The sequence below is a fragment of the Roseimicrobium sp. ORNL1 genome, from assembly GCF_011044495.1.
In the GTDB taxonomy this organism is placed as follows: domain Bacteria; phylum Verrucomicrobiota; class Verrucomicrobiia; order Verrucomicrobiales; family Verrucomicrobiaceae; genus Roseimicrobium.
In genome coordinates, this window is the sequence record NZ_CP049143.1 from 4,735,235 (window position 1) to 4,752,387 (window position 17,153).

Sequence of the window (17,153 nt, forward strand, 5' to 3'; positions counted from 1 at the left end):
CGCGACACCGCTTTGAACGAAGGAATCTCATGCGGATGTGCCGGAGTATTTCCGTGGAATCCAGCATCCGAAGCTCCCAGTAGAGAGCATCTTGGGAAATGGACCGTCACTCCGCAACGTGATGCTCAGCCCCTCCGCTCAAAGCGGTGTCGCGCTAACGCTTGCCACACGCACTCCACGACGCAAAGCGCTCCTTCCGCGTGCCAGAAGAACGGGAACCAGGGGCCGCCGTCCGATACGCCCCCCGCCTCACCACCACACCCTTCATTTGCATTCCCGCGGACCGCCTCTTAATCTGCGACCCCTGGCACTCCACCCAATCACATGTCCCTCGAATCCACCCTCCAGCAGGCCGCCGCAGACGGCAAACTTCTCGAAACGTCCCTCAAGAACATCCAGTCCCTGCTGGCTGGCAGCACGAATCCCGTCTACCTCCTCAGCGTCCAGGAACTCGTGGACGCCGGTGCATGGACGGAGCTGAATGATCGCTTCTTCGCCTCGCTGAAGTTTGGCACTGGCGGTCTCCGCGGACGCACCATTGGCAAGATCGTCACCAAGGCCGAGCAGGGCACCGCAGCTCCTGGCGAGCGCCCCAGCTTCGCCTGTGTGGGCACGAACTCGATGAACGAGTACAACGTCTCGCGTGCCACCCAGGGTCTCGCGAATTACTGCGTCAAGTATCGCAAGAACGCCGGCGTCAGTGGCAGGCCGCGCATCGTCTTCGCGCATGACACACGTCATTTCTCCACCGAGTTCGCCCGGAAGTGTGCGCAGATCGCCACTGACCTCGGCTGCGATGTCTCGCTTTTCGACGGCCCGCGCGCCACACCGGAAATGTCCTTCGCCGTGCGTGAACTGCGCGCCGACGCCGGCGTGATGCTCACCGCCTCGCACAACCCCGCTCACGACAACGGTTATAAGGTGAACTTCGCCGATGGCGCCGGCATCATCGAGCCGCACGCCACCGGCATCATCACCGAGGTGAATGCGATCAAGTCCGAGAGCTACACTCCCCTCCCCGAAGCCGAACGCGGCGAACTCGCTCTGCTGGGCGAAGAGATGGATGAAATCTACCTCAAGCGCGTGGAGACCCTCATGCTGCAGCCGCAGCTTCTGGAGAAGGCGAAGAGCTTGAAGATCGTCTACACCGCCCTGCACGGCGCCGGTGGCGTGCTCGTGCCGCGCATCCTGCGCCAGCTCGGCTTCAATCTCCTCACGGTGCCCGAGCAGGACATTTTTGACGGACGCTTCCCCACCGTGGCCTCGCCGAATCCGGAGAACGCTCCCGCGCTCGCCATGGCCGTGGCGCTCGCGGACAAGGAGAATGCCGACATCGTCATCGGCACCGACCCGGACTGCGACCGCATGGGCGTAGGTGTCCGTGCGCGCAACGGCAAGATGCAGCTCCTCACGGGCAACCAGATTGGTTCGCTCATGGGCTGGTACCGCATCAAGACCATGTTCGACCTGGGCATCCTCAATGATGCCAACAAGGATCACGCGGTGCTCATCAAGACCTTCGTCACCACCGACCTCCAGGCCGCCGTGGCCAAGGCCTACGGTATCAATGTGGTGAACACGCTGACCGGCTTCAAGTACATCAGTGCGAAGCTGGAGAAGTACGAGCAGGCTCTCCCCGCCGAGGTGAAGAAAAACTACCGCGACCTCAGCGAAGCCGAGACACGCGAACTGCGTCTGAAGTACAGCAAGTTCTTCGTCTTCGGCGGTGAAGAAAGCTACGGCTACCTCGGCACCGACTTCACCCGTGACAAGGACGGCAATGGCGCCGTGGTCATGTTCGCCGAAGTCGCCGCCTACGCCGCCTCACAGGGCCGCCAACTCGTCGACCTGCTGGATGACATCTATGCCGAGTTCGGTTACTTCCTGGAATCGAACCACAGCAAGACCTTCGAAGGCGCGGAAGGCGCCGCGAAGATCCAGAAGCTGGCCGACTCCTACGTGAACAATCCGCCCACCACCTTCGACGGCAGCCCTGTCACCGCCGTGAAGGATTACAGCAAGGGCGGCCACAAGGACGAAGAAGGCGACGACATCCCCAAGGAAAAGATGCTCTGGGTTTTCCTCGAAGACGGCCGCGCCTTCGCCGTGCGCCCCAGCGGCACCGAGCCCAAGATCAAATACTACCTCTACGGCAAACAACAGCCCAAGAGCGGCAAGTTCATCGCCGAAGAACTGGTCGCCGCGAAGGAGAAAGTCAGCGCTGGTCTCAAGACCTTGTGGACGGCGATCGAGGAGGATGTGGAGAAGCGGCTGGTGTAAGCGCGCCGAGACGCACTCCTAAAGTAGCTGCGACTTCAGTCGCATGATCAGAAGGGAAGCCACCTCATGGGTGGCTTCTTTTTTGTGCTGGGTCCCAGCGACCCACTTCATGGCCGAGTTGGCAATTCACGACGATAGAACACTCCAAGGGCGCTTTGCGTCGTGGAGTGCGGTGGCAAGCGCTAAGGCGCGACACCGCTTGGAACGGAGCGGGTGATCACCATGGAGCGATATCACGGTCTAATCGCTAAAATGCTTTACCGCTGGGATTGTTCGAATGCTGGACTCCAATCAATTCATCCAGAACATCCGTACGCATTCCTCCGCTCAAAGCGGTGTCGCGGCCTCAAGGGAGGCCTATGCCACCGCACTCCACGACGCAAAGCGCTCTTGCATGCTGCTGTCGTTAAGAAGTGCGCAACCGGCCACAACGTCAGCTGTCCGCAGAGGGCTATGCTCACTCATGACCTCAGTCTCCGAAGTTCCTCTGCGTCTCCGTGTCTCTGCGTTGAACACCCTGCACCCAAACTCACCCATGTTGGGTCAACAGGTCATCGTGAATTTAATCGTGCTGCACACGCTCGTCAGGCCAGAGGCCTAACGTCCACTGTCAGGCGGGACGCCTAACCTCCAACAATTTCTTTGCTGCTTCGCTGCTTTGCGTTGGTCACACCCCCACCCTGCCATACCCGCTCCCACGCGCGCAGTGCTCGTACAAATGGCCGAACACCTCATGTGCGGAAACACTCATGGACCTCGGCAGATTCGGCAAATCTCCAATCAGCACCGGCCAGTCCTGCGTGTCATCCGGCACGCGACCGTGTGAGCCTTTCACCAGCGTCGCATCGAGCGGAATCACATCGAAGAGCGTGCGGAAGCGCATCGTCTTCACTGCCAGTTTCCATCCCAGCTTCAGCTTCGGCCGCTTGATCTTAGGATCGAGGAAGAGCTCCACGGGGTCGTACCCGGGCTTGCGATGGATGTCCACGCAACGCGCAAAATCGGGAGCCATCTTGTCATTGTCCCAATAGTAATAGGTGAACCAGCTTCGGAAGTCCGACACCGCCACGAGGTCACCGCTGCGGTAGTGGTCCAGCCCGGCGAAGAACTTCTCCTGCTTCCCGAGGACCTGCTGCACCCCCGGCGTGCTCTTCAGCACCTCGATCACCTCCGGCGCGATGGAGAAATCATTGAAGTAGATGTGCGCCACCTGGTGGTCCGGGATCATCACCACCTTGCTCCCGCCGAGGTCCAGCGTCTCGCGGCCGAGTTCGTTCTTGATGCTCAACCAGCCCTTCTCCCGGAAGATGCGGTTCAGGTGCACGGGGCGATCCACCTCGGTGATGCCGTACTCGCTGAGCAGGATGACCTTGATGCTGCGCGCCTCGAAGAACGCAATCAGGTCCCCCACCACGTCATCGATCTCCTTGAGCGCCGGGGCGATTTTCTCCATGTCCGGACCATACCTCTGGAGGTCATAGTCCAGGTGCGGCAGGTACACGAGATTCAGGCTGGGCCAGCAGCGCTCCTCCACCCACTTCGCGGACTCCGCGATCCACGCCGTGCTCTTGATGCTGGAGGCCGGACCCCAGAAATGAGGAAAGGGGAAGCTGCCCAGATCCTTCTTGATCCGCTCACGCATGCCCATCGGTTGCGTGTGGATGTCGAAGACCTTGCGTCCATCCGCCGGATACAGCGGTCTCGGGGTGATGGAGAAGTCCGCGCTGGAGTACATGTTGTACCACCAGAAAAGCTTCGCGCAGGTGAACTCCGGATCCACGCGCCGCAGCGCCTCCCAGAGCTTCTCCCCGGACACGAGGTTGTTGCTCTGCTTCCAGAAGCGGTGCTCAGAGTACTCGCGGTCGTACCAGCCATTCCCCACGATGCCGTGATCCCGCGGCAGCCTGCCCGTGAGGTAGGTGCTCTGCATCGTCGTCGTCACCGCTGGCAGTCCCGGCTGCACTCGCGCGATGCGATGCCGCTCCATGAAGGCACGGATTTTCGGCGTGGCCTCAGAGATGAGGCGGGGCGTGAGACCCACGACGTTCAGAATGGCAGTGCGCTGCATGACGTGACTTGACTCGGCTCGACTAAGGGGAACCGCAGTCAACGAGAGCGTGCGCGAGAGTCAAGCAGCATCACTGGAAGATGCGTGGATCCGCGGGAATAATTCGCGTGAGAAAAGTGACATGCCTCATCGAGCAACGCTGCGCAAAACGACGAGCAAGCGTGAAGAAGCGGGCTGGCCCGAAGACCTGCGAAGTCCTCCTACTAGCTGGACGCCGTCCGGCGTCACCGCAGCCCTTCAGACGCATCCGCGAGTGCCGTCGCTGCGGCGGCCATCGCGACGGAATCGCGACCGTTCTGTTCGGTGATTTTCCGGACGTGGGAGCGGTCGCGCAGCCAGGCAAGCTGGTCCTCGAAAAGGGAGCGCAGCAGTTCGCAATAGCGGCGCATCTTGTCCTCGTCGGGATGATGGTGGAGATCAATCTGCTGGAAGAGATCGAGGTCCTGGAAGCGGCCACGGGCGGCTCGTTCGCTTCCACCCCAGGTCTTCAGCACATCCAACCGGGAGCCGGGAAACATCTCCATGAGGGTGCGCGTCTGCTCCTCATTCACCTCCGCGCGGATGCGGGCACGGACCGGCACCCATTCTTCGAGTGTGACGTCTCCCCGCTCGAACAGCAGGCGGAATTCCTGCCGATCCAGGCGTGAGGGCTGGGTGAAGCTGTGGTGGAAATGTACCAGTGCACCCGTGGCATGGCGCACGGTGCATTGCACCATCTCTTCGATGCCCGCTCCCGGACGCAGGGAGCGCTGCGCTGCCACCACCTCCCCCTGGCCCAACCAGCCTGCGAAGAGATCAAAGAAGTGAACGCCGTGCTCGACGAAAATACCGCCGCTTTTTTTCCGATCCCAGAACCAATGATTGGGGGCGAGGCCTTCGTCGCTGGCGAAGTTCTCCAACCGTCCGTAGAGGCAGGCACCGAGCACGCGAGACTCCACGAGGCGGGTGATGACATCGGACAGCGGATTGTAGCGCTGCATGAGATTCGCGATACAGAGGAGATCCCGAGATCGCGCCAGGGCGAGGAGTTCGTCCGCTTCGGCGGTGGTCATGGAGAGCGGCTTTTCGCAGATGACATGCTTGCCCGCTTCCAGAGCTGCACGCGCCTGGGAGAAGTGGAGAAACGGTGGCGTGGCAATGTACACGAGATCCACACTGGGGTCCGTGAGCAGCGCCTCCACACTCATGACGTCAGCAACGCCGAAGCGCCGCGCCATGGCCAGTGCAGCCTCGCGGTGAGTGCCGGCGATGCCCACGAGCTGCGTGTCGGGGATCTGGAGGAACTGCTGAAGCGCGAAGAGACCGAATCCCCCCGCGCCGATGGCGCCGATGCGCAGGGTTTCATATCTCATGGCAGATGAAGGGTAGGATGGGACTCGAAAAGATAACGACACCAGGCCGGGTGACGGAGAGGAAGGATCACACCGCCTCCGATTGCAGCGCAGCCAGCAGGGCATCCAGCGACATGCTCGCGATGGCGGAGGCTTTGTCGCTCATGGCATAGGGCAGGATGAGCTGGCGACCATGAAGCAGAGAACCGCAACTGTAGACGACGTTGGGCACATACCCTTCACGCTCGTTGCCTTCCGGGGCGAGGAGCGGCTGGCGCAGGCGTGCGATGACCTTGGTGGGATTTTCGAGATCCAACAACACAGCGCCAATGCAGTATTTTCGCATGGGACCGACCCCGTGGGTAATGACCAGCCAGCCGGCCTCCGTCTCGATGGGTGAGCCACAGTTGCCCACCTTCACGGATTCCCACATCTCCGAGGGACGGAGGATAACCTCCGGGTCATTCCAGTGATGGGGATTGTCCGAAAACATGATGAAGAGGTTCTCATCGTCCTGCCGCGAGAGCATCACGTAGCGCCCCTGGATGCGCCGGGGGAAGAGCGCCATACCCTTGTTCTGCACGGCACGGCCATTGAGGGTGAGGATGCGGAAGTGGAGGAAGTCCTCCGTCTCGATGAGCATGGGCAGGATGGCCCGCCCATTGTAAGCCGTGTAGGTCGCGTAATACATCACCGACCCATCGTCATCCACGAAGCGGACAAAGCGTGCGTCCTCAATGCCATTCGTTTCATTCGGAGATACGGGGAAGATGATGCGCTCGCTCATGGCGAGCTTGTCAGAGAAGCTGAGCTCATAGTTGGAGTCGGCCAGCCACTGGATGCACTCCAGCGTGCGGGCGAGATCGCGTGTGGCGGGCTGGTGTTCACGCCGCACGGTACCGATGCTTTTGTTCAGGTCGCTCAGCGTGAAATCCTCCGCGAGTGGGGCCATCACGGCATCGGCATGTCCGCCATCGAATCCCATCTCAGCCAGTTTGATGATGAAGCGTCGCTTTCTGTACCTGGGATTGGGGACAATCACGGGTGCGGTGACAAAGCGTGACACCGGGTCCAGTGTGATGTTTCCCTCTGGCGAGATGGTGCCGACGCGGAATTCGATGGAAGAGATATGCCCCTCGCCCGTGGCGCGGAGGCTCATGACGAAACGCAGGGCGCCAGCATCAAGACCGCTCTGGTCTGGATGGGGCACAATGGAGGGATTGAAGATGGCAGCGGACTCCAGCGCATATTCACCGGAGAACAATGCGCCAATGAGCATTTTCCGTTCGTTGGAGAGCGGGCGCTGGGTGAACACATGCCTCTCAACCTTCTGGAAATGACCCATCAGCAGAGAGGCGATGTCGAAGTGGCGCCCCTCGAACTCCTGCTTCACGGCATCCAACTGAAGACAGGCCTCCTCCTCCGTGAGCGCAAGCGCCCGACCGATGATGGTGGTAACGCGATGGACTTCCGAAGGGATGAACGGACGAATGATTACCCTCGAGCTCTCGGGAAGGAGCGTCACCTCGTGACGCCGGAGGTGGACAGGACTCATGGAGGAGGAAGCGGCAGTGGTAGAGTGGGATGTTCCGCACAGGCCATCTCGGCAAGTGCCAGGTGAAAGGCCAGCGTGGACTCCGCGCCCTGATTTTCATTCACGCGATCATGATGCAGGCCATCGCTGCAACCGCCTGTGGTGAAGTCATAGAGCGCCAGACCCAGATCGTTGCGACCGAGGAACCATTCGAAGGCTCGCTTCGCCTCACGCGACCATGTGGCATCTTGGGTGGCGCGGAAGGCTTCGTAGCACGCAGACACCATGGCCTGTGCTTCTACCGGCTGTTGGTCGAAGTCCGCGCGTGCACCATCCCGCAGGTAGAATCCGTTGCTGCCGATGGGGCGGTAGCAGCCTGCCTGCGTCTTCTGGATGGACACGAGCCAACCAAGCGATTTGAGCCCGATTTCCAGTGCCCCCTTGTCCGGCGACCACTGGCCACTGAGGATGAGCGCCTGGCTAAGGCGTGCATTATCATAGGTGACATATGGCTCAAACCACGGCCAGTTCTCGGTCGCACAGGTGTTCCAGAGATCCACCAGCCGGTCCGTGAGCAATTCGCGCATGGCAGCGAGTTCCGCAGTGCATTTGAAATGGCGCAGATACTCGTGGATGCCCAGCAGGGTGAAGCTCCACGCGCGTGGTGAGGTGAAGGAGGAGACCGCCACCAGTCCTCGCTCAAAGAGCTGCGCCGAGAGCCTGCGGTGGCCTTCATTGCGAGAGCGCCCCGCGCCCACTCCAGCAGCCCACAATGCTCGGCCATGGCTGTCTTCACTCCCATAGTCCTCCAGCCACTGGCGCCCATGGCTCATGAAATTGCGGAAGCGTCCACTGCCGTAGTCGAGAGCTGCGGCGAGAAATGCAAGATAGCTGGTGGCCAGGGTGCCGAGATTCTCCGCCGGCGGGTCACCCCCGATTTCCTCAAGCATGTTGCACAGGATAAAGGCGCGCGCGTTGTCATCCGTGCAGTAGCCTTCGTGGAAATTCGGCACATTGAAGATCGCGTGCTGAAAGATGCCTGTGCCATCGCTCATGCGCACCACATGGTCCAAGCGCAGTGGTGGGAGGGCGTAGGGGCGGCTGTTGAGGGTCCACCCGGCGAAGGCGGTGCGGGGAGTGGCCCTCCGCGTCGCCCGGGCTTGTTGAAAGGATTCCAGGTAGCGCTCTGCCACAGCGGGCCAGATCATCTCGCGACCCATGGCATAAGCATCGGCACGGATCCTTTCCATGCGCAGAGGATCATCGAGCAACCCGCAGACGGCGTCCGCAATCGCCTGGGAATTGCAGAAAGGAACGAGCTCCCCACGCCCGCCCGCCAGAAGTTCCTGCGCGTGCCAGTAGGGTGTGGAGACCACCGCCTTCCCCGCACCAAACACGTAAGCCAGGGTGCCCGAGGTGATCTGCGCTTCATTCAGATACGGCGTGAGATAGATGTCCGTCGCGCCGATGAATTCCTTCAAGTCGTCCTGCGAGACGAAGCGATTGTAGAAGATGATGTGATCTTTCACGCCCCTGTCTTCCGCGAGACGTTCAAGGCTGAGGCGGTAGCGCTCGCCCTCACGCTCCAGTAGATGGGGATGCGTGGCGCCCAGCACCAGGTACACCACGTCCGGATGGCGCCGAACGATCTCCGGCAGTGCCTCTATCACATGCTCGATGCCCTTGCCCGGACCGAGGAGACCAAAGGTGAGCAGTACCTGCCTTCCCTTGACGCCGAACTGATCCTTGTAACAACTGGAATCCGCGAAGGGCATATTCAGGATGCCATGCGGGATGAGGTCCACCTTCGCGTCCGGAACCCGGTAGGTCTCACGGAGGATCTCAGCACCCTTTCGCGCCATCACCACGAGGCGATCGCTGCGTTCGGCCAATTCCTCCATCACCCTGCGTTGCACGGGATTGGGATCCTGGAGGATGGTGTGCAGCGTGGTCACCACTGGCATCCGCAGTTCCTTGATGAGCGCGAGAACATGGCTCCCACAGGGGCCGCCGTAGATGCCGAACTCGTGCTGCACGCAGAGCACATCCACGTTGTTGAAGTTCAGAAAGTCCGCGGCACGCCTGTAGGAATCCAGGTCTTTCTCCAACAACTCAAACCGCACGCGCGGTGGATAGTCATACCCTTCCGTGCGATCATTTACCGCACCCGCGAAGCACTCCGCGTGGGGAGCCGCGAGGGACACCGATTCACACAGATCATGGGTGAACGTAGCGATCCCACAAAGTCTTGGCAGGTAGTTACCAAGGAAAGCAATCCGCTGAAGGCCAGCGGCGCTCAGGATAATCCTCTCACATGAATAGACATGCCTCACAAGACAGCCTGCACAGCATAAAGCAACCCCGCATATCCAATCCTCCCTAAACGGCTGGTGATTTACGGCACCGGAAGCTTCCCGATACAAGAAGCTTGGAGGTTCGTGCGCAATTCCACGCTGCAACTCCCCGCCTCCTTGCCTCCCCGGCAGGCGTATGTAAAGTACCCCCAGAAACCCTGAACTTGATGGAATCTCCCGAACCGGACCAGCGCTACTACGACTCCCACATGCACACCACCCTGTGCAAGCATGCCCGGGGATTGCCGGAGGAGTATGCCGAGATTGGTCGCAAGCGCGGGCTCAGCGGCATCATCTTCACCTGTCACAGCCCCATGCCCCGTGGCTTCTGGCCGCAGGTGCGCATGGATGAGGCTCAGTTCGACGAGTACGTGGCCATGGTGGAGCGCTGCCGTGAGCACTACCAGGGCGTGCTGGACGTGCGCCTGGGCATGGAGACGGACTACTTCCCCGGGTTCGAGGACTGGGTGCAGGAGCTACACGGTCGTGCAGATTTCCACTACATCCTCGGCTCCGTGCACTGGCAGGGGCCGGAGTACCACGACCGGTTTGGCCAGGGCACCGCGGACGACTTCCGCCGCAGCTACTGGGATAATCTCGCCGCTTCCGCGGAGACGGGCCTCTTCGACTGCCTCGCCCACCCGGACCTCATCAAGAACTACCTCTCCACCGAGTGGACCTTCGAGCCGTGGCAGGAGACTATTGCCAATTCCCTGGACCGCATCGCAAAAACGGGCGTGGCCATGGAGCTGAATACTTCCGGCTACAACAAGAGCTACAAGCAGATGAACCCCAGCCTCGCCATGCTGCAGATGATGCGGGAGCGGAACATCCCCGTGGTCGTCGGCTCGGACTCGCACCGGCCCCTGCGTGTAGGCGAAAACTTTACCGGCGCCCTGGAAAAATTGCAGCGCGCGGGGTACGAGAGCGTGCGCATCTTCGAGCATCGCAAGCCAAAGGATCTGGCCATTGCGAGTCTCCTGCCCCGGCTGAAAGCAGCGGCGCTCCGCCTGGCGGACGAGCCCATGTTCTTCGCGGCATGAGTTGAGTCTGTACTCAGAAAGGAAAGATTGCGTCACAATCCCGTGCCGCAAAAAGGGAAATGTGCCTGCATTTCCCCCTTGTCGGCACGCGGCATGCTGCCTAATCTCGCCGCATGGACTTCCCCAGACGTAGTTTTCTCCTCACAGGCCTGTGTGGCCTCACCCTGGCCGCCCTTACCAATTGCAAAAAAGAAGGCGGCGGTGACGCCAGCACCATCGTCGTGGGGGAAGTCGCCGCCCTGACCGGGGGCACGGCCACCTTTGGCCAGTCCGCCCACGCCGGCACGCAGATGGCGGTGGATGAAATCAATGCCGCCGGCGGTCTGCTGGGCAAGAAGGTGAAGCTCGTCACGGAGGACGACCAGTCCAAGCAGGGCGAAGCCGGTACCGTGGCCAAGAAGCTCATCTCCCGCGACAAGATCGTGGCCCTCCTCGGGGAAGTGGCCTCCGGTCGCTCCCTGGAAATGGCGCCCATTGCCCAAAAGGAAGGCGTGCCGATGATTTCCCCCGCCTCCACGAACCCCAAGGTCACCGAAGTGGGCGACCATATCTTCCGTGTGTGCTTCATCGACCCCTTCCAGGGCACGGTGATGGCCAAGTTCGCCCTCGCCCGCGGCTGGAAGAAGGTCGCCGTGATGACGGACGTGAAGCAGGACTACAGCGTGGGTCTTACCCAGTATTTCAAGGAGTACTTCACCAAGAACGGCGGCACCATCGTGGGTGAACAGAGCTACAGCACCGGGGACAAGGACTTCAAGGCCCAGCTCACCAAGCTGAAGGAAGGCAATCCGGACGCCATCCTCGCCTCCGGCTACTACAACGAGACCGGCCTCATCGCCGTGCAGGCCCGCGAACTCGGGATCACTGCACCCCTTCTGGGTGGCGATGGCTGGGACTCCCCCTCCCTGGTGGACGTAGCTGGCAAGGCCATTGAAGGCAGCTTCTTCTCCAACCACTTCTCCGCCGAGGACAAGGCGCCCATCATTCAGGACTTCATCACGAAGTACAAGGCCAAGCATGGTAATACGCCGGACGCCATGGCCGCTCTGGGTTATGACTCCATGATGATCCTGGCCAATGCGATCAAGAAGGCGGGTACCACCGAGGGCAAGGCCCTGCGCGACGCCATCGCCGCGACCAAGGACCATGCCGGCATCACGGGCGTCATCTCACTGGATGAAAAGCGCAATGCCAACAAGCCGGCGGTCATTCTGACGATCAAGGACGGCAAATTCGTATACGTCGAAACCGTCGCCCCCTAAAGACCCTTGGAGCAGTTCATCCAGCAGTTGCTCAACGGCCTTTTCCTGGGGGCCATCTATGCGCTGATCGCACTGGGGTACACGATGGTGTACGGGGTGCTGCGCTTCATCAACTTCGCGCATGGAGATGTCTTCATGCTGGGCGCCTTTGCAGGGTACTACCTGCACAAGGCGCTCATGCCGATGATGAGCGCCCTGCCCGCCCCTGTCAGCGCAGTCGTCATTCTCCTCCTGTCCATGCTCATCTGCGGGGTCTTGGGGATTGTCATTGAGCTGCTCGCCTATCGGCCACTGCGCAGTCGTCCGAGACTGAATGTGCTGATCACCGCCATCGGTGTGTCGCTCTTCCTGGAGTACACGGCCCAGTACATCTTCGGTGCCACGCAGCGCCCCTTCCCTGAACTCATCCCCAAGAAGACCGTCGAAGGCCTCGGTGGACTCTATGTGTCCAACACCCAGGTCATCGTGCTCGTCGCCACGTTGCTCCTGCTTCTGGCCCTGCGGTTCATCGTAATGAAAACGAAGATGGGTCTGGCAATGCGTGCGCTCTCACTCAACCCCACGGCGGCTACGCTCATGGGGGTGAACAACAGCGTGGTCATCTCCTTCACCTTCGGCCTCGGCTCCGCGCTGGCGGGGGCGGGTGGCATCTTCTACGCCTCGCTCTATCCTTCCATTGAGCCCTTCATGGGCATCCTGCCGGGGTTGAAGGCCTTCGTCGCAGCCGTGCTCGGTGGTATTGGAAATATTCCCGGCGCGGCGCTTGGCGGCATGATCATCGGCATCACGGAGACCCTGGTGGCCGGGTACAGTCAGGACATTGGCATTCCCTCCGGATACAAGGATGGTGTGGCCTTCGTCATCCTCATCCTCATCCTCCTCTTCAAGCCCTCCGGCCTTCTCGGGAAGGTCGAACGCGAGAAAGTATGATCTTCAAGAAGTACGGCACCCAGCTCTTGCTCCTGGCTGCGCTCATCGTGAGCCTGGTCGTCTCGCTGTTCACTGATCAGATCGACGACTACTACATGGACATCGCGCTCAATGCGGGGATCAACATCATCCTCGCCGTGAGCCTGAACCTCGTGAATGGCCACACGGGCCAGTTCTCACTCGGCCATGCCGCCTTTATGGCCGTGGGCGCGTACGGCTCCGCCGTGCTCACCCTTCAAGCGGGAGCTCCGATGGCCGCAGCGTTCGGCGGCGGTGTCTTTGGTCATGGCCTGGTCTTCGTCATCGCACTCCTGGTCGGCGGCATCTTCGCGGCCCTGCTGGGCTGGATGGTCGGTGTGCCCTCGCTGCGCTTGCGCGGGGACTACCTCGCCATCGTGACCTTGGGCTTCAATGAAATCATCCGCGTCGTGTTCACGAATACGAATGCTGATGGCCCCTTCGGCGGCGCGCTCGGCCTCAAGGGCATCGAGCCGTACACGAATTTTTTCTGGGTCTTCGCCATCGCGGCCGTCTCCGTGTACGTGGTGGGCTCCATGGTGAACTCCACCTACGGTCGTGGCTTCCTCGTGGTGCGTGACGATGAAGTGGCCGGTGAATCCATGGGCATCAACACCGTACGGTACAAGGTGACTGCCTTCGTCATTGGCGCCTTCTTCGCCGGTCTCGCGGGCGGTCTCTACGCCCACCTGCGCACCACGATTTCCGCCGAAGGCTTCGGCTTCCTGAAATCCGTGGACGTCGTGGTCATGGTCATCCTGGGCGGCATGGGCAGCACGCTGGGCGTGGTCATCGCCGCCGTGGTGCTCACCGTGCTGAATGAGTACCTGCGCGACTTCGAGCAGTACCGCATGATCGTATTCTCTCTGATCCTCATCATCATGATGATCGTGCGCCCCCAGGGCCTGCTGCCCAATGTGGTGCTCCAGCGCAAGAAGAAGACCACCTGATTTTTTCAGTCAATCAATCAATCACTTACCTGCTACTCAGCTAACACGACACGAATGAGCGCGAACCTGGAGATGGAGAATGTCACGGTGCAGTTCGGTGGACTGCGCGCCGTGGGTGATCTCAGCTTCACGGTCAAGCCGGGCGAACTGCTCGGCCTCATCGGTCCGAACGGCGCGGGCAAGACCACCGTCTTCAACCTCATCACCGGCGTGTACCAGCCCACCGCCGGCGGCATCCGCTTCAATGGCGTGCGCGTGCCCGGCCACAAGCCGCACCAGATCACGCGCATGGGCATCGCCCGCACGTTCCAGAACATCCGCCTCTTCGGCTCGATGTCCGTCTTCGACAACGTGCGCTCCGCCATGCTGATGCACATCCGGCACGGCATCACCCACTCCCTCATCCGCGCGCGTGCTTTCCGCGATGAAGAAAGGCTCCTCGCCACCGAGGTGCACGACCTGCTCGGCATCTTCAATCTCGAAGGCATGGCCGAGGAACCCTGCAAGTCCCTCTGCTACGGTGACCAGCGCCGCCTGGAAATCGTCCGCGCCCTCGCCACCAAGCCCAAGCTCCTCCTCCTCGACGAACCCGCCGCCGGGATGAATCCCACGGAAAAGGAAGAGCTCATGAAGCTCATCCAGTTCATCAAGGAGAAGTTCGACATCTCCGTGATGCTCGTGGAGCACGACATGACCGTCGTCATGGGCATCTGCCAGCGGATCGTCGTACTGGAGTACGGCATCAAGATTGCCGAAGGAACACCGGAGGAGATTCAGAAGGATCCGAAGGTGATTGCTGCCTACCTTGGAACCGAATAGCGGGAGTTGATGGTCTATGGTTGATAGTTGATAGCCTGAACAAATGCCACCCACAATTCAATGGAACAGCTTGAAGAGTTCATCCGCATGAAAAGTGTTCCTACATTGAGAATTCCTCAAGCTATCAACTATCAACCATAAACTATCGACCCTTCACGATGTTTGGATTTGAAAAACTCGACGTATGGCAACGAGCCATTGAGTTTGCGGACCTTGTCTATGGCGTGACTCGTTCGTTCCCCTCCGATGAGCGCTTTGGACTGACCAATCAGATGAGGCGCGCCGCCGTTTCCGTTTCATCCAACATTGCTGAAGGCAGCGGACGCATTTCGCCAAAAGATTTTGCCCGGTTCATCGAGATCGCAACAGGGTCAGTTTACGAAGTCGTGTCTCAAGCATTCATCGGACGGAGGCAGGGCTTTCTCTCTCAAGACCAATTCAACGAACTCTACAATAGCGCCGAGCACCAGGGCAAAATGCTGAGTGGCCTCCGCCGTTCTCTTCTCGAAGCTTGAATTTGCAGTTCTCAGGCTATCAACTATCAACCATAGACTATCAACCCAACCGATGCTGGAACTGCAAAACCTCGAAGTAGCCTATGGGTCGATAAAGGCGCTCCACGGCATCTCATTGAAGGTGCCCGAGAAATCGATCGTCACCTTGATTGGCGCAAACGGCGCGGGGAAGTCGACGACGTTGCGAGCCATCTCGGGACTGCTCAAGGCACGAGGCGGTAGCGTGAAGTACAACGGCGAGGACATCACCAATGCGGCGCCGCATAAGATTGTAGCGAAGGGACTGTGCCATGTGCCGGAGGGACGCATGGTATTTGCGAACCTCACGGTGGCGGAGAATCTCCGCATGGGGGCCTATCTGCGAAATGACTCGAAGGGCATCAAGGAGGACACGGATTACTGCTTTCACATCTTCCCCCGCTTGAAGGAGCGCGTTACCCAGGCAGCCGGCACCATGTCCGGTGGTGAGCAGCAGATGCTGGCCATCGCGCGTGCGTTGATGGGTCGCCCTCGCTGCCTCATGCTCGATGAGCCTTCCCTGGGCATCGCGCCGATTCTCGTGCGCTCCATCTTCGACCAGATTGTGGCCATCAACAAAGAGCGTGGCCTTACCATCCTGCTGGTGGAACAGAACGCGAATCTCGCGCTGAAAATCTCCAGCTACGGCTACGTGCTCGAAACGGGCAGCGTGCTGCTGGAGGACACGGCGGAATCCCTGCAGAAGAATCCCGAAGTGCGCGCGGCGTATTTGGGGGACTAGGGCGAGTTGAGTTTTGATGCATCTGCAGTTGCGCTGAAGGCGTTGGGCATTGTTCAGTCCCGCGAGCGCGAGCGACTGAAGACGAAGACACGCTGCAAGAAGGATGTCGGAGAAGCCTAAAGAGTTTGTCGAATCAGTTACCCAAGTCCACACTTCTGCATAAGCCCTATTTGTCCTACAGGACCTATCCCTCAGCATCCCCTCCGCCTTGCCAATGCCCGCCGAGTCCAAGCCCGACCCCGGCAGCTTCCTCCCAAAAACAGGAAATTACCGGGAGCTCCTCTCCTACCGCAAGGCGGAGGTCATCTACGACTTCACCTTCCGCTTCTGCGAACGTTTCTTCAATCGAGGAGACCGCACCATCGACCAGATGGTCCAGGCCGCCCGCTCGGGAAAGCAGAACATCGCCGAAGGCAGCAAGGCCTCTGTCACCTCCACGGAAACAGAGGTCAAGCTGACAAACGTCGCACGCTCCAGTTTGGAAGAACTCTTGCTCGATTACCAGGACTTCCTCCGTGTCCGCGACTTGTCATTGTGGGAGAAAGATTCCGTCCAAGCCCTGTATGTCCGCAAGCTGGGCAAGGACAAATCCGAATCCTTTGAAACCTACCGCCCATTCTTCGAAGACCGCCCCGCTGAGACCCTTGCAAACATCGCCATCTGCCTCATCCATCAGGCAAACTATCTGCTCGACCAGCAGCTACGCCGTTTGGAAAGAGACTTCGTGGCAAAAGGTGGTCTGCGTGAGCGCATGACCCGCGCTCGTTTGGAGCATCGCAAGACCCCGAAAACGCCAGGCCCCTGACCTGTCACCTTCACCTATCCCTCTGTTCATATAATCGAAGCCCCCTAATTTGGTGCGCATGCACATGGAGGAATAATCCAAGCCTTGAGCACACCCCTCCGGCCGGACCTCGAAACTACTTCGAGCAAAAAACACATCACCCGCTGGCAGTGGCATCGCCATCACGCGATGCCACTGCCAGCGGGTAAAAACAACTCTTTCCCCTGCCCGCTTACCCCAGGCGCTTGCGGATGAGCTGCTCCAGCCAGTTGCTCAGGCTGCGTCCATCTTGCTCGGCGACGACGCGGGCCTGATCCAGCAGATCCTCGGAGAGCGTGATGCTCGTCTGCGTTTTGCCGGGAGCGCGCATGCCATGGCGGGAGACGGACTTCTTCTTGGCGGATGTTTTCTTCGTGGCCATATCACACCATATCCCAGATCCATCATGGTGCGCAACCGTTTTTGCACAGGGCATCCCGGGCGCCTCACCCGTAGGTCCTCCTAC

At 60.2% G+C, this 17,153-nt stretch carries 14 protein-coding genes; 9 read left to right on the plus strand and 5 right to left on the minus strand.

The features are described from left to right. The first annotated feature begins 324 nt into the window (after positions 1–324). Positions 325–2,280: a phospho-sugar mutase gene (locus G5S37_RS19295; protein WP_165206081.1), complete on the plus strand. Its 1,956-nt coding sequence runs from the start codon at positions 325–327 to the stop codon at positions 2,278–2,280. 667 nt (positions 2,281–2,947) lie between these two features. Here the strand turns inward: G5S37_RS19295 and G5S37_RS19300 are convergent. The 4 genes from G5S37_RS19300 to G5S37_RS19315 all read right to left on the minus strand — a co-directional run bounded on the left by G5S37_RS19300 (position 2,948) and on the right by G5S37_RS19315 (position 9,513). Next, positions 2,948–4,348 carry a nucleotide pyrophosphatase/phosphodiesterase family protein gene (locus G5S37_RS19300; RefSeq protein WP_165206082.1) on the minus strand — a complete coding sequence of 467 codons (1,401 nt, stop codon included), beginning with the start codon at positions 4,346–4,348 and terminating at the stop codon, positions 2,948–2,950. Positions 4,349–4,572: 224 nt separating this feature from the next. Further along, positions 4,573–5,700, minus strand: coding sequence for a Gfo/Idh/MocA family oxidoreductase (locus G5S37_RS19305; protein ID WP_165206083.1), 1,128 nt, complete (start codon positions 5,698–5,700; stop codon positions 4,573–4,575). A gap of 67 nt (positions 5,701–5,767) precedes the next feature. Beyond that, positions 5,768–7,234 (minus strand): glycoside hydrolase family 130 protein, encoded by a 1,467-nt coding sequence (locus G5S37_RS19310; RefSeq protein ID WP_165206084.1) that lies wholly within the window; start codon positions 7,232–7,234, stop codon positions 5,768–5,770. Beyond that, on the minus strand, positions 7,231–9,513 hold the full coding sequence (locus G5S37_RS19315; protein WP_165211756.1) for a glycosyltransferase family 4 protein: 2,283 nt from the start codon (positions 9,511–9,513) through the stop codon (positions 7,231–7,233). The genes G5S37_RS19310 and G5S37_RS19315 overlap by 4 nt, the downstream gene beginning before the upstream one ends. Positions 9,514–9,734: 221 nt before the next feature. Here G5S37_RS19315 and G5S37_RS19320 point away from each other — a divergent pair, with 221 nt between their 5' ends. The 8 genes from G5S37_RS19320 (at position 9,735) to G5S37_RS19355 (ending at position 16,669) form a co-directional block, all read left to right on the plus strand. Beyond that, positions 9,735–10,610, plus strand: coding sequence for a histidinol-phosphatase (locus G5S37_RS19320; RefSeq protein WP_165206085.1), 876 nt, complete (start codon positions 9,735–9,737; stop codon positions 10,608–10,610). Positions 10,611–10,723: 113 nt separating this feature from the next. Next, entirely contained in the window at positions 10,724–11,872 is a 1,149-nt protein-coding gene (locus G5S37_RS19325) for an ABC transporter substrate-binding protein (protein ID WP_165206086.1), read from the plus strand. A 6-nt stretch (positions 11,873–11,878) separates the two neighbouring features. Further along, on the plus strand, positions 11,879–12,802 hold the full coding sequence (locus G5S37_RS19330; RefSeq protein ID WP_165206087.1) for a branched-chain amino acid ABC transporter permease: 924 nt from the start codon (positions 11,879–11,881) through the stop codon (positions 12,800–12,802). After that, complete coding sequence (locus G5S37_RS19335; protein ID WP_165206088.1) at positions 12,799–13,770, plus strand: branched-chain amino acid ABC transporter permease; 972 nt, start codon at positions 12,799–12,801, stop codon at positions 13,768–13,770. The genes G5S37_RS19330 and G5S37_RS19335 overlap by 4 nt, the downstream gene beginning before the upstream one ends. A gap of 54 nt (positions 13,771–13,824) precedes the next feature. Then, a complete protein-coding gene (locus tag G5S37_RS19340) occupies positions 13,825–14,589 on the plus strand; it encodes an ABC transporter ATP-binding protein (protein ID WP_165206089.1) in 765 nt (254 codons plus the stop codon). Positions 14,590–14,747: 158 nt separating this feature from the next. Beyond that, on the plus strand, positions 14,748–15,104 hold the full coding sequence (locus tag G5S37_RS19345) for a four helix bundle protein (RefSeq protein ID WP_165206090.1): 357 nt from the start codon (positions 14,748–14,750) through the stop codon (positions 15,102–15,104). 52 nt (positions 15,105–15,156) lie between these two features. Then, positions 15,157–15,864, plus strand: coding sequence for an ABC transporter ATP-binding protein (locus tag G5S37_RS19350; RefSeq protein WP_165206091.1), 708 nt, complete (start codon positions 15,157–15,159; stop codon positions 15,862–15,864). Positions 15,865–16,078: 214 nt separating this feature from the next. After that, a complete protein-coding gene (locus tag G5S37_RS19355) occupies positions 16,079–16,669 on the plus strand; it encodes a four helix bundle suffix domain-containing protein (RefSeq protein WP_165206092.1) in 591 nt (196 codons plus the stop codon). Positions 16,670–16,880: 211 nt separating this feature from the next. Here the strand turns inward: G5S37_RS19355 and G5S37_RS19360 are convergent, their stop codons facing one another. Continuing rightward, the gene (locus G5S37_RS19360) at positions 16,881–17,069 is read right to left on the minus strand and encodes a hypothetical protein (RefSeq protein WP_165206093.1); all 189 of its coding nucleotides are present in this window, start codon (positions 17,067–17,069) and stop codon (positions 16,881–16,883) included. Positions 17,070–17,153: the final 84 nt, after the last annotated feature.